The 11,910-nt window shown below is 65.5% G+C and carries 13 protein-coding genes and 3 pseudogenes; 15 read left to right on the top strand and 1 reads right to left on the bottom strand.

What is annotated here, in order from left to right; genetic code table 11:
* The first annotated feature begins 283 nt into the window (after positions 1 to 283).
* The 4 genes from ACO6D5_RS27725 to ACO6D5_RS27710 all read left to right on the top strand — a co-directional run bounded on the left by ACO6D5_RS27725 (position 284) and on the right by ACO6D5_RS27710 (position 3,280).
* Positions 284 to 970 carry a hypothetical protein gene (locus tag ACO6D5_RS27725; RefSeq protein ID WP_003116830.1) on the top strand — a complete coding sequence of 229 codons (687 nt, stop codon included), beginning with the start codon at positions 284 to 286 and terminating at the stop codon, positions 968 to 970.
* Positions 971 to 1,053: 83 nt separating this feature from the next.
* Positions 1,054 to 1,791, top strand: coding sequence for a DUF5983 family protein (locus tag ACO6D5_RS27720; RefSeq protein ID WP_003116829.1), 738 nt, complete (start codon positions 1,054 to 1,056; stop codon positions 1,789 to 1,791).
* Between the two features lie 97 nt (positions 1,792 to 1,888).
* Positions 1,889 to 2,167, top strand: a complete 279-nt coding sequence (locus ACO6D5_RS27715) for a hypothetical protein (protein WP_003116828.1) — start codon at positions 1,889 to 1,891, stop codon at positions 2,165 to 2,167.
* A gap of 288 nt (positions 2,168 to 2,455) precedes the next feature.
* Positions 2,456 to 3,280, top strand: coding sequence for a hypothetical protein (locus tag ACO6D5_RS27710; RefSeq protein ID WP_003098941.1), 825 nt, complete (start codon positions 2,456 to 2,458; stop codon positions 3,278 to 3,280).
* Positions 3,281 to 3,541: 261 nt separating this feature from the next.
* On the opposite strand, the gene merR is transcribed toward ACO6D5_RS27710, so the two are convergent.
* Complete coding sequence (merR, locus tag ACO6D5_RS27705; RefSeq protein ID WP_003098939.1) at positions 3,542 to 3,949, bottom strand: mercury resistance transcriptional regulator MerR; 408 nt, start codon at positions 3,947 to 3,949, stop codon at positions 3,542 to 3,544.
* A gap of 71 nt (positions 3,950 to 4,020) precedes the next feature.
* Here merR and merT point away from each other — a divergent pair, with 71 nt between their 5' ends.
* From merT to ACO6D5_RS27650, 11 genes and pseudogenes are all read left to right on the top strand, one after another.
* On the top strand, positions 4,021 to 4,371 hold the full coding sequence (gene merT / locus ACO6D5_RS27700) for a mercuric ion transporter MerT (RefSeq protein WP_003116827.1): 351 nt from the start codon (positions 4,021 to 4,023) through the stop codon (positions 4,369 to 4,371).
* 12 nt (positions 4,372 to 4,383) lie between these two features.
* Positions 4,384 to 4,671: a mercury resistance system periplasmic binding protein MerP gene (gene merP / locus ACO6D5_RS27695; RefSeq protein ID WP_003116826.1), complete on the top strand. Its 288-nt coding sequence runs from the start codon at positions 4,384 to 4,386 to the stop codon at positions 4,669 to 4,671.
* A 10-nt stretch (positions 4,672 to 4,681) separates the two neighbouring features.
* Entirely contained in the window at positions 4,682 to 6,370 is a 1,689-nt protein-coding gene (gene merA / locus ACO6D5_RS27690) for a mercury(II) reductase (RefSeq protein WP_003098932.1), read from the top strand.
* Positions 6,371 to 6,388: 18 nt separating this feature from the next.
* Positions 6,389 to 6,904, top strand: coding sequence for a Tn3 family transposase (locus ACO6D5_RS27685; RefSeq protein WP_003098931.1), 516 nt, complete (start codon positions 6,389 to 6,391; stop codon positions 6,902 to 6,904).
* A pseudogene (locus ACO6D5_RS27680) lies at positions 6,868 to 7,386 on the top strand (Tn3 family transposase); the annotation flags it as partial. The gene ACO6D5_RS27685 and the pseudogene ACO6D5_RS27680, both read left to right, overlap by 37 nt.
* 33 nt (positions 7,387 to 7,419) lie before the next feature.
* A pseudogene (locus ACO6D5_RS27675) lies at positions 7,420 to 7,716 on the top strand (DUF3085 domain-containing protein); the annotation flags it as partial.
* Positions 7,717 to 7,857: 141 nt separating this feature from the next.
* A pseudogene (locus tag ACO6D5_RS27670) lies at positions 7,858 to 8,308 on the top strand (XF1762 family protein).
* A gap of 311 nt (positions 8,309 to 8,619) precedes the next feature.
* Positions 8,620 to 9,525 (top strand): DUF3577 domain-containing protein, encoded by a 906-nt coding sequence (locus ACO6D5_RS27665; RefSeq protein WP_003116825.1) that lies wholly within the window; start codon positions 8,620 to 8,622, stop codon positions 9,523 to 9,525.
* A gap of 145 nt (positions 9,526 to 9,670) precedes the next feature.
* Positions 9,671 to 10,498, top strand: coding sequence for a DUF932 domain-containing protein (locus ACO6D5_RS27660; protein ID WP_003116824.1), 828 nt, complete (start codon positions 9,671 to 9,673; stop codon positions 10,496 to 10,498).
* Between the two features lie 94 nt (positions 10,499 to 10,592).
* Entirely contained in the window at positions 10,593 to 11,282 is a 690-nt protein-coding gene (locus tag ACO6D5_RS27655; protein ID WP_003116823.1) for a DUF3275 family protein, read from the top strand.
* Between the two features lie 94 nt (positions 11,283 to 11,376).
* A complete protein-coding gene (locus ACO6D5_RS27650; protein ID WP_003116822.1) occupies positions 11,377 to 11,718 on the top strand; it encodes a hypothetical protein in 342 nt (113 codons plus the stop codon).
* Positions 11,719 to 11,910 lie beyond the last annotated feature (192 nt).

Here is an 11,910-nt window from a genome sequence, read left to right as displayed (position 1 = left end):
TCAAGCGCTGCCACTTCCAAGGACTGTCGGACTTCGATGGTCTCGATCTGCAACGTCGCCAGGTGATCGCCGACCTGCTGCTGAACTACAGCGGTTGGTGAGCCGGTCCCTGGCACACCTTCATCACTGCGTTCACGGGACCCCATGAGGGACATGCGCCTCGTTCGAGGCCATGTCCCTCGCGTTTTCTCCCCGCCCAGCGCCATCCGGCATCAGGCGGTTTCCCCTGCGGATGCCATCGTCCGCAAGGGCTGGCTCCGTTCATTCATCGAAAGGAGCCTTCATGGCCAACAACTACTACGAAGCCACCGGCGTTCTCGTGCTCGACCGTGTGACGCCCGTCATCCAGGCGCTGTTCGGCGCCTTCGCGCTGGACGAGAGCCACCCCGGCAACGGGCAGGCCTACATCGCCCAGATCGCCGAGACCACCAATCCGCAATGGCCGGACGTGCTCGATGGCCTGGAAGACCTGGCCACGCAACTCGGTATTCCGATGCCGGACGACGAAGGGCTGTCGATCCCGCCGCTGCTCGAACTGCTCGCCGTGCACTTCCGTGCCGATGAGGACGAAGAGCTGGGGAACTTGATCGACCGTCATTCGTTCGAGGACACCGCCGATCTCGACGCATTGTTTCTGATCGCCACCCGGTTCGATGACGGGCACCACCTGACCGCCATCCAGTTCGAGGGCTGCTGGTACTGCAGCAAGCCGCGGCTGTTCGAGTTCGGCGGCAACGGCTGCTACCTGAGCCGCGAGGTCCGCTTCATCAGCTCCTCCTCCCAGGCCCTCCAGCTCGGCGACCAATTGCGCAAGACCATTGTGGCCGCCGACATCGAAGAGGCTTCGGCCCTGATCGCGCTGGAGACCATCAATCTGCTGGCGGGCGTCAGCGACGAGCCATTCCGCATGAATTTGCGCCGGCGCGTCGCCGAGCGATTGGCCCAAACGCCAACGATCAGCGTCACCTGACGCTGTTTCCTTTCTTTCCACCCACCGGGGTCAATTCCCGGTGGCGGGGATTTGCTCCATCATTATTCTGTTGGAGAAATCCCATGTCCCAGAATCCCAATCCCTTTCTACGCGGCTACTGGAATCTGAAAATCGTCCGCACGCTGTCCATCAGCTACGAGGACGGAAGCCCGCATGTTTGGCGAAACATCCACCCGAGCCAGCAGCACCTCTGCGACGCGGCGCTGGTTTCTTCTCCTTGCATCATCACCAGCGACTTCGCGGTGGTCAGGACTGGCACCGAACCTGTCGGCGCCGCACTGATCGCCGAATGCGACGCGGCTGAAGGGGGCAGCGGCGAAGGCATGGTGGGTGCCGTGGTGTACGCGATCCACGGCGACGACTTCGACGGCCGCCCCGTCCACATTGGCGACACCTATTCGGCCGAGGCCGCACGGGAAGTCGTGCAGCGGTTGAGCTTCGAGACCGGCTACTACAGCCGGTGCTGGGAAATCAGCAGCGCGCACATCAGCCGCGAAACCGGCCAGTACCTGGCCAACCTGGCTGACCTCGCGACGCCGGAGGCCTTTTTGTTCATCGCGTTCCGGATTCCCTACAGCCCGGCGATCGGCGTCAAGCTGATCTCCACGCCCTGGACGGACCAGCACCTGCAGGACGTCGAGGGGATCGCCGCCGAGCAGCTTCGGCAGGAGCACCGCAGCAAGGGCATGCCGGACGAGCTGGCACAGATCCTTGAACTGGCCGGCCAGGCCGACGTGCGCATCCTCATCCTCGATGCCGACGCACCCGTGTTGCCGGGCCTATCGCTGGCCGGCGAATAGCTGCCACACACATCCCCGGCCTTCCTTGTCCTCACCGCATGCCGGCCCGGTCTCCCGCCAGAGAGCCGGGCCGGCGCACTTTCACAGGAGCGATCCCATGTTCCCCGACCTCATCACACCCGCATCCGACTTCGAGCACCAACTCGGAGCCTGCGTCAACGCCATGAGCCAGGAAGATGCCATCGGCCAGATCCTGGTATTCGAGCGCATGAGCGGCACGCTGCACATGCGCCATATCGCCAGCGCCGACCTGGTGGACACCGACGTGGACGACTACGAAATGGTCGTCTTCGACGGTGGCAACACAAGCGGCGACACGTGGAAACACGTGTTCTTTCCGCGTCAGCGCGAGCACTACTTCGTGTACCAAGCCTGATTCCTCCAGCCCCTTTCGAGGGGCTTTTTCTTGCCCGCAGCACAGGAAAACGGTTGTGGTGCGGTGCCGTTTCCTGCGGGCAGGCAGACCGCCCCAGGGCCATGCTTGCCCCATGTTCGTCGGCGTTGCCGGCACATGCCCAGGCAGTCGAGACCTTCGAGGCTGCAAGCGCGGGAAACCGTGCTGGTCGTTTCTTCCTACGGACCTACCGCGTCCATCCACGCCACCCACAAGGGACCTCTCCCTTGCGGGCGGGGAATCCCTTGTTTTTCCTCAAGGAGTTTCCCCATGGATCGTTCCCTCATCAAATCCATGATGCCTTCGCTGGTCGCAGGCCATGTGCCCCGCAACGTGCGGTCGTTCAAGTACCGCGTGTTCGATGATCAGCCGCTGTCCTCAACGCTGGGCTTCGCCATCGACCCCCAACCCTTCGACGGCAAGGTGGTCGCCGCGACCGACGATGCCATCGTCGTCAAGCTCAAGCCTTCCGAGTTCGCGGTGCTCGATCCCAGCCTGGTGACCACGGTTCCTGCCGAAGGCGCCAAGGTGCATGTCCAACCCTATGCCCGTCGTCGCTTCGACGGACTGCGCGCGGACACGCCGGAGGTCATCACCGAGGAGACTTCGGACGGCACGCCGTACACCATCACGAGGCACATCCTCGGCTCGGCGCCGGCCAAGCTGCCCATTCCCACGCCGCAGTGCATGGAGTTGGGCCAGCTCATCGAGCAGTTGGAGGAGATGCCGGCCCCCGATCGCTTCCGGCGCATCACCCACATGCTGGTGGATGCCGGTGCCCGCGACTTCACCTGGGTCGATCCCACGCCCTCCAAGATCATCGAGACCCCGCCGGCGATCAGCTTCACGGTCTCGACCGCGAAGTTCGAGGGCCGGGTGACGATCCTCTACGACCGCGGCGGAGACACCTACGTGGTGGAACTGCACCGTCAGAACGGTGAATCGGTCGAACTGGTCGATCGGCACGACGAGGTGTATTTCGACATGCTCGGCGAAGTGCTGGAGAGGCTCATCGACGACGGGCGCTGGCGCCAGATCGACGTGAGCATCCTCGACGCGAAAGCGGCCCGCAAGCGCCAGGCCGTCCCGGCATGACGCCCCGCAGCGAAACCGGGCGGTCCTGCGGCTGACCCGAGGCATCCGCCACGGCGTTCCAGCCGTTCCGGCCGCGTGCACTACAGGCCCTTCATCCCATCGGATGGAGGCCTTTCTCATTCTTCCACACAGGAGATTTCATCCATGTCACTGCGATTCAAAGGCGCTGACCTGCGCCCCGTGCTGACCGAAGCCATCGCCAATCAGGGGTCGTCTCAGAAAACGGAAAAAAATCGTACGCTAAGAGCCGAAGTGGGCCCTTTAGCAGCAATGCAAAGCTGCGATCAACGGGCAGGAAACATTGCCATGGTGCGCGTTGCACTCTCTCACTAGCGTCGACAGGGCCTCTTCCATCCGCGTGAGGTCCGCCATGCGTGCGCGCACATCGGCCAGCCGGTGAGCAGCCAGTTCGGCCGCCTCGCTGCAATGGGTGCCGTCCTCCAGTTTCAGGAGCTGGCCGACTTCATCCAGGCTGAATCCCAGGCGCTGGGCTGACTTCACGAACTTCACCCGCGCCACGTCCGCCTGCCCGTAGCGGCGGATGCGACCGTAGGGCCGCTCCGGCTGGGGTAGCAAGCCCTTGAGCTGATAGAAGCGGATCGTCTCCACGTTGACCCGGGCTGCCTTGGCGAAGGCCCCGATGGTCAGATTCTCTTGAGCGTTCTCCATGGCGCTTGACTCCGTAGTTGACTACGGAAGTAACGTTACAGCATCAAGCGAAGTCCCGGAAGGAGAACCTTATGTCGGAACCCAAGAACGGCTGCGGCGCACTGGCGACCGGCGGCGTCGCGGCCGTCCTCGCCTCGGCCTGCTGCCTCGGCCCCCTTGTCCTGGTCGCGCTCGGCTTCTCTGGCGCGTGGATCGGCAACCTGACCGTGCTGGAGCCGTATCGGCCGATCTTCATCGGCGCAGCGCTCATCGCGCTGTTCTTCGCCTGGCGCAGCATCTTCCGACCAGCCCATGCCTGCAAGCCCGGCGACGTTTGCGCCGTGCCCCAAGTGCGGACTGCCTACAAGGTGATCTTCTGGATCGTGGCCGCCCTGGTTCTGGTTGCCCTCGCGTTTCCCTACGTCCTGCCGCTGTTCTACTGAAAGGAGATCACCATGAAGAAACTCACCACCCTCACCACCCTCATCGCCCTGGCCGCCGCTCTAAGCGCGCCCGCCTGGGCTGCCACCAAGACCGTCACCCTGTCGGTGCCCGGCATGACCTGCGCCGCGTGCCCGATCACGGTCAAGACGGCTCTGTCCAAGGTCGCCGGCGTCGAGAAGGCCGAAGTCAGCTTCGAGAAGCGGGAGGCCGTCGTCACCTTCGACGAGGCCAAGACCAATGCCGACGCCTTGACCAAGGCCACCGCAAACGCGGGTTACCCGTCCAGCGTCAAGCAGTGAGGGCGTAATCATGGCCGAGGCGATCACCCTCCACATCGAAGGCATGACCTGCACGTCGTGCGCCGAGCACGTCCAGCAGGCTTTGACGAACGTGCCCGGCGTGCGCGCGGCCTCGGTGTCCTATCCGCAGCGGCAGGCCGAAATCGAGGCGGATGCAGGCGTGAGCGTGGCCCCGCTGGTTGCCGCAGTGGCCACGCTCGGCTATCGCGCACGGCTTACCGACACGCCGAACAAGCCTGCCGGCCTGCTAGACAAGGCGCTGGGCTGGCTCGGTGGCGAAACGAAGCATGTTGGCGGTGAACAAGCGCTGCACGTGGCTGTGATAGGCAGCGGCGGCGCGGCGATGGCGGCTGCCTTGAAGGCCGTGGAGCAAGGCGCCCGCGTCACGCTGATCGAGCGCGGCACCATCGGCGGCACCTGCGTCAATGTCGGCTGCGTGCCGTCCAAGATCATGATCCGCGCCGCGCACATCGTCCACCTGCGCCGCGAAAGCCCGTTCGATGCTGGCCTGCCGGCCGCAGCGCCCGCTGTACTGCGCGAGCGGCTGCTGGCCCAGCAACAAGGCCGCGTCGAGGAGCTGCGCCATGCCAAGTACGAAGGCATCCTGGCAAGCACTCCGGCCATCACCGTGCTGCGCGGCGAGGCCCGGTTCAGGGACACGCGCACGCTGACCGTGGCGACCGCTGACGGCGGCACGCACGAGGTGAACTTCGACCGCTGCCTGATTGCCACCGGCGCGAGCCCGGCGCTTCCGCCAATCCCGGGCCTTGCGGACACACCCCACTGGACCTCCACCGAGGCGCTGGAAAGCAGCTCGCTCCCCGAGCGGCTGGCCGTGATTGGTTCCTCCGTGGTGGCGGTCGAGTTGGCGCAAGCCTTCGCCCGGCTGGGCAGCCAGGTCACGATCCTGGCGCGCAGCACGCTGTTCTTCCGAGAAGACCCGGCCATCGGGGAAGCCGTAACAGACGCCTTCCGCGCCGAGGGCATCGAGGTGCTGGACCACACCCAGGCGAGCCACGTTGCCTATGCGGGCGGGGAATTCGTGCTCACCACCGGGCAGGGGGAAGTGCGCGCCGACAAGCTGCTGGTCGCCACCGGTCGCGCGCCGAACACGCGCAGCCTGAACCTTGAAGCGGCAGGCGTCGAAGTCAATGCGCAGGGAGCCATCGTCATCGACCGCGCCATGCGCACGAGCGCACCGCACATCTTTGCTGCCGGCGACTGCACCGACCAGCCGCAGTTCGTCTATGTGGCGGCGGCGGCCGGCACGCGCGCCGCGATCAACATGACCGGCGGCGACGCGGCGCTGGACCTGACGGCGATGCCGGCGGTGGTGTTCACCGATCCGCAGGTGGCGACCGTGGGCTACAGCGAGGCGGAAGCGCACCACGACGGCATCGAGACCGACAGCCGGCTGCTGACGCTCGACAACGTGCCGAGGGCGCTCGCCAACTTCGACACGCGCGGCTTCATCAAGCTGGTGGCGGAAGCTGGCTCAGGGCGGCTGATCGGCGTACAGGCGGTCGCGCCGGAAGCGGGCGAACTGATCCAGACGGCCGCGCTGGCGATCCGCCACCGGATGACCGTGCAGGAGCTGGCCGACCAGTTGTTCCCCTACCTGACCATGGTCGAGGGACTGAAGCTCGCGGCGCAGACCTTCAACAAGGACGTGAAGCAACTGTCCTGTTGCGCCGGATGAGGAAAAGGGAGGTGTTCGATGAACGCCTACAGCCGCGCCAACCGCCGCATCTACGCGGCCTTGTCCGATCCCCTGTCGGCCACCCACCGGCACCGCCTCGACGATCTGCTCAAGCGCCACGACAACGGCAAGACGACCTGGCTGGCCTGGCTGCGCCAGTCGCCCGTCAAGCCGAACTCGCGCCACATACTCGAACACATCGAGCGCCTCAAAGCCTGGCAGGCGCTCGACCTGCCTTCCGGCATCGAGCGGTCGGTGCACCAGAACCGCCTGCTCAAGATCGCCCGCGAAGGCGGCCAGATGACGCCCGCCGATCTGGCCAAGTTCGAGGCACAGCGCCGCTACGCGACCCTGGTGCGCTCGCCATCGAGGGCATGGCCACCGTCACCGACGAAATCATCGACCTGCACGACCGCATCCTGGGCAAGCTGTTCAACGCTGCCAAGCACAAGCATCAGCAGCAGTTCCAGGCGTCCGGCAAGGCGATCAACGCCAAGGTGCGGCTGGCCACCTCGATCAAGCAGGGCACGGTGACGGCCTCGCTGATGCTCAGGAAACTCGGCAGCTACCCGCGCCAGAACGGCCTGGCCGTGGCGCTGCGCGAGCTGGGCCGCATCGAGCGAACGCTGTTCATCCTGGACTGGCTGCAAAGCGTCGAGCTGCGCCGCCGCGTGCATGCCGGACTGAACAAGGGCGAAGCCCGCAACGCGCTAGCCCGCGCCGTGTTCTTCAACCGGCTGGGCGAAATCCGCGACCGCAGTTTCGAGCAGCAGCGCTACCGGGCCAGCGGCCTCAACCTGGTGACGGCGGCCATAGTGTTGTGGAACACGGTCTATCTGGAACGGGCCTCAAACGCCTTACGCGGTCACGGCCAGACTGTCGATGACGCCCTGTTGCAGTACCTGTCGCCGCTGGGCTGGGAGCACATCAACCTGACCGGCGATTACCTCTGGCGCAGCAGCGCCAAGATCGGCGCGGGCAAGTTCAGGCCGCTACGACCGCTGCAACCGGCTTAGCGTACGATTTTTTCCGTTTTCTGAGACGTCCCCAATCAGTGCCGCATTGTCCTGGTCAAGGATCAGGGCGTGTACTTCCTCGCCGAGCGTGGGGAGCGTCGCCCGGATGGGCGCCAGGCACTGCTCGCCTACGCCGTCGGATGCAACCCGGACACCGACCCGTTCGATGACTGGTGGCACCTCGCCGGCCGCGAGCTGGGCGGCGATGACTTCGCGGAGTATTTCGACCCGAAGGACGGCCTGTTCACGCGCCTCCAGCACTCGGCGGACGATCTCGTGCTTTCCGCCACCGCCACGCACCTGTCCTTAGCAGTGGTGCCTCCCGCCTGACGCGGCAACCGCCTCGCAGCCCCCGCATCGGGGGCCTTCTTTTGTTCGCACCGCCGCCATCGCCGCGCGTGCGCGTTTGTCTCCAGCCGCCGAGGCACGCCCCGCCGGCCACAACGCCGGCATGCCACCGGAGACAACCGCATGAACACGCCATCGACCTCGCCGAGGCTGCACCTCCTACCGGTGTCGCTGCGCACGGCCAATGCATTCGTTCTGTCGCACCATCGCCACCACCGCCCGGTCCAGGGCGCGAAGTTCGCCCTGGCCGTCACGCTGAGCGACAGCGACCTGATCCACGGCGTGGCCATTGTCGGCCGCCCGGTCGCGCGGCACCTGGACGCTGGAAGTCACGCGGCTGTGCACCGACGGCACACCCAGCGCCTGCAGCAAGCTCTACGGCGCGGCCTGGCAGGCGGCAAGGGCGCTGGGCTACATACGCCTGCTCACCTACACCATGCCCGACGAAGGTGGCGCCAGCCTGCGCGCCGCCGGCTGGCGGCTGATCGGCGCGCGCGGTGGCGGCGCCTGGAGCCGTCCCGGCCGTCCGCGCGCCGATACCCCCGAGCACCTGCGCGGCGCCAAGTGCCTGTGACAGGCGCCGGGTGGCGCGGACAAAGGGAAGCGCCCGGGTGCCGATTGATTGCTGCCGCGCGCGCGAGGCCCCGCCATGCTGGCCCCATGCCTGCTGACGTCGTCAGCGACATGCCAGGCAACCATCGGTCTTCGAGGTTGCGGCGCAGTTCCCACTGCGTGACCGAGCCAGCTCGCACCGCATCCATCCGCGAGCGGCCACCAGTCCCTGGTGGCGGATGCTTTCGCCTTATCAACCCACCGCGGGGTTACGCACCTTTCCCCGCATGCGTGGGCTCGGTGTGTCTCCGCTTTTCCCTATGGAGATTCACCATGAACACCACTTCCAACGAGAAATCGTATTTCGACCTCCACACCTCGGGCATCGGCTACATCCAGCGTGTCCGTGAAGTGCCCGTCAGGGGCGGCCGCCGTGCGCAGCCTTTCCTGGCATGCACCATCGCCGCGCTGGTCGGCCCCGCCCGGGACCCGAGCTACCGCTACTTCGACGTCAAGGTCTCGGGTGCCGAGGCCAAGAAGCTCGTTCAGCGCTACATCGGCGTTGACGATCCCAAGCAGCGCCCGCTGGTGCGCTTTCGCCTCGGTGACCTGTGGGGCGATGTGTACATCCGCGACAAGGGTGAGCAGAAGGGTCAGGCCGCCGCGTCCCTCAAGGCGCGACTGCTCAAGGCCGAACTGATCGACCGGGCCGAACTGGCTTCGATCGAGCAGCACGAGTTGATCACCCGCGGCATCGGCTATCTCAATCGTGTGAAGGACGTCACCCCAAAAGCTGGCGACTCGTTCCTCTCTTGCACCGTCGCGGCACTGGCCGGGCCTGTCGATGAACCGGAGTATCGGTACTTCGACACCATCGTCGCCACCCCGGAAGCCGAGCACCTGGTTCGCCGGTGCGTTCAGGCCGTCGAGGGTGACCGCAAGGTGCTGATCGCCTTCCGTCTGAACGACATGAAGATCGATCCGTACATCCGCACCAAGGGTGAGCACGCCGGGGAACCGGCCGCCAGCCTGGAATCGACGCTGGTCCACATCGGTCTCATCAAGATCGACGGCACCCAGGTCTATCCGACGAGCCAGGCGCAAGCCGAGGCGCCGCCGGCCGAAGACGCATCCGCGTCCGAAGCCGACGATGCCATCGACACGGCCACCGAGCCCGCCGAGCGCGAGCCCGAGGCGCAAGTCCAGGAGCAGGAGCCGGCATTGGCTGCTTCGTTCTGATCCGGCACGGCCTCTCACGGGGCCTTGTCGCTTTTCCTCCCCACGTACGCCGCGTCCCCAGGACGCGTGCTTGCGCATTTCATCCCCCGAGTTCCGCGTGGTCTCACGGCCACGCGGTTGTCGAATTTCTCAAAGGAGATCAGCCATGTCTCTGGTATCCCGCTTTGCTCCGCAATCCCCGATCCTGCGCTCTGATCGCCCACTCTCGGACGACCGCATTCGTGCCGTCGTTCCGTCGATCTTCGCCGACGCTCCACATGGGAGCCGGTCCGATCGGTATGCCTACATACCGACCTCGACCGTGCTGACCAAGCTGCGCCAGGAGGGCTTCGAGCCCTTCATGGTGTGTCAGACGCGCGTGCGCAACGAAGACCGGCGCGAGTACACGAAGCACCTCATCCGACTTCGCCATGCAAGCCAGATCAACGGCGACGAGGCGAACGAGATCATCCTGCTCAACAGCCATGACGGCACGAGCAGCTATCAGATGCTCGCCGGCATGTTCCGGTTCGTCTGCCACAACGGCCTGGTTTGCGGTGACACCACCGCAGACATCCGCGTTCCCCACAAGGGCGACGTGGCCAGCCAGGTGATCGAAGGTGCCTACGGAGTCCTCGAAGGTTTCGAGCGCGTGCATAACGCGCGCGATGCGATGCGCACCATCACCCTCGATGAGGGCGAAGCGGAGGTCTTTGCGAACTCTGCGCTCGCACTCAAGTACGACGATCCGGCCAAGTCCACGCCTGTCACCGAGAGCCAACTGCTGGCCCCTCGGCGATGGGACGACCGCAAGAACGACCTGTGGGCCGTCTTCAACCGCGTCCAGGAGAACCTAGTCAAAGGGGGCCTGAACGGACGCACGGCCAACGGCCGCAATCAGCGCACCCGTCCGGTGCAAGGCATCGACCAGAACCTGCGCCTGAACCGGGCGTTGTGGCTGCTGGCCGAAGGCATGCGCCAGCTCAAGGCGTGATGCCACGCGGACCTCGCCCACCTCGGGCGAGGCCATTTCCTCTCATCCACCGGGTGCCGTCGGCGGCCCGTCATTCATCATCAGGAGAACCATCATGGCAACCCCATCGGCTTCCGAGAAATCTGTTGCGCCCATCGTCGTCCCCGGCCAGCTCACGCTGCGTACCATCCGCGGCAAGAACGGCCCGTTCACGGTTGGCCGCCTCGCGACGCACCTCGGTACTTTCGAGGTCAAAGACCCGGAGCTGGAGCAGTACCCCGAAGGCAAGTACGACGGGGAATTCATCATCAGGTACATCTTCCCGAAGTCCTATCCGGTCGGCGGCGGCATGCGGTTCGAGATCCGTGCCAGCCTCGACGGCATGACGCTCAACGGCATCGACAAACTCAGCCGCGACGAAGCCCGCAGCTTCGCCACCCAGGACGTCGATCCGCTCGATGAAGAGCAAGGGGCGCAGCCTGCGGCAACGCCGGCCAAGCCCACCAAAGCGTCCAGGCCCGCCAAGCCCGCACCCGTGCAGGCGTCCGCGGACCCGCTGGTCGATACCACGCCCTTCGGCGTGGATGCGCCACCGCCTGCTACGGCCGCTGCCCCCGGCAGCACCGAAGACGGTGACGCCGCGCTCTTCGGCCTGCTGTGGCCGCTGGGCGAGTCCGTGAAACTGGATTCGACCATCGACCGCCGCACCCTGCGCGCGCAGATCGCCCGCCTGGGCGAGCTGGGCTACGCGCTGGACTTCAAGACGCAGGAGTGGAGCCGCCAGGCCGAACCAAAACCTGCGTGATCGCAGACGCCGCATGCGCGGTGTTCTTCATCCACCCGCCGGGGTTCCTTTCCCATGCGGGGGAGGCCCTGGCCATTTTCTGGAGGTCTCCATCATGTCCACCATCGCTTGCGATACCCCGCGTTCAACGCTGGATGAACCCGCGTGGCGGGACCTTTGCAAAGCGGCCGCCGCACACGCCCAGCGCGGTTGCGGCTTGTCCTACGACCACTACGTGACGCTCTTCAGTTCGGCGATCGACGCACAGGCCAATCGTTTGCCGGATGAGCAACGTGCTCAGGCTCTCGAAATCGCGGCCCAGGAATGGGACTACGCAACACCTGCCGAACGGCAGGAAACCCAGGACTGGAATGCGGAGCATGGCTATTGCTCGCACGGGATCGAGTTCGGCTACTGCCCGGCCGGTTGTGATCGAGACGATGACGACTGGGATTGAGGGCGACGCATAGGTTCCTTCGCCGCAGATGCGGCATTCCATCACCCGCTGGGGGTTCTTCCCCACGGGGAGGCCTTCAGCTCAACTTTTCGAGGAGGCCTCTCATGGGCTGGTATTTCTCAAACCAATCGCGGTCCGAACTGATCGCGGAACTGATCGCACCGCAAGAGACCGAGCGCGCCAGCGTCAAGG

Source organism: Achromobacter sp. (assembly GCF_057314935.1).
The sequence above is the reverse complement of the archived record's forward strand: the minus strand, read 5'-3'. Positions and strand labels throughout refer to the sequence as shown.

Excerpts from the sequence above, each read along its gene's own strand:
- ACO6D5_RS27725 (WP_003116830.1), top strand. The coding sequence starts at position 284 with ATGGCCAACAACTACTACGAAGCCACCGGCGTTCTCGTGCTCGACCGT.
- ACO6D5_RS27720 (WP_003116829.1), top strand. The coding sequence starts at position 1,054 with ATGTCCCAGAATCCCAATCCCTTTCTACGCGGCTACTGGAATCTGAAA.
- ACO6D5_RS27715 (WP_003116828.1), top strand. The coding sequence starts at position 1,889 with ATGTTCCCCGACCTCATCACACCCGCATCCGACTTCGAGCACCAACTC.
- ACO6D5_RS27710 (WP_003098941.1), top strand. The coding sequence starts at position 2,456 with ATGGATCGTTCCCTCATCAAATCCATGATGCCTTCGCTGGTCGCAGGC.
- merR (WP_003098939.1), bottom strand. The coding sequence starts at position 3,949 with ATGGAGAACGCTCAAGAGAATCTGACCATCGGGGCCTTCGCCAAGGCA.
- merT (WP_003116827.1), top strand. The coding sequence starts at position 4,021 with ATGTCGGAACCCAAGAACGGCTGCGGCGCACTGGCGACCGGCGGCGTC.
- merP (WP_003116826.1), top strand. The coding sequence starts at position 4,384 with ATGAAGAAACTCACCACCCTCACCACCCTCATCGCCCTGGCCGCCGCT.
- merA (WP_003098932.1), top strand. The coding sequence starts at position 4,682 with ATGGCCGAGGCGATCACCCTCCACATCGAAGGCATGACCTGCACGTCG.
- ACO6D5_RS27685 (WP_003098931.1), top strand. The coding sequence starts at position 6,389 with ATGAACGCCTACAGCCGCGCCAACCGCCGCATCTACGCGGCCTTGTCC.
- ACO6D5_RS27665 (WP_003116825.1), top strand. The coding sequence starts at position 8,620 with ATGAACACCACTTCCAACGAGAAATCGTATTTCGACCTCCACACCTCG.
- ACO6D5_RS27660 (WP_003116824.1), top strand. The coding sequence starts at position 9,671 with ATGTCTCTGGTATCCCGCTTTGCTCCGCAATCCCCGATCCTGCGCTCT.
- ACO6D5_RS27655 (WP_003116823.1), top strand. The coding sequence starts at position 10,593 with ATGGCAACCCCATCGGCTTCCGAGAAATCTGTTGCGCCCATCGTCGTC.
- ACO6D5_RS27650 (WP_003116822.1), top strand. The coding sequence starts at position 11,377 with ATGTCCACCATCGCTTGCGATACCCCGCGTTCAACGCTGGATGAACCC.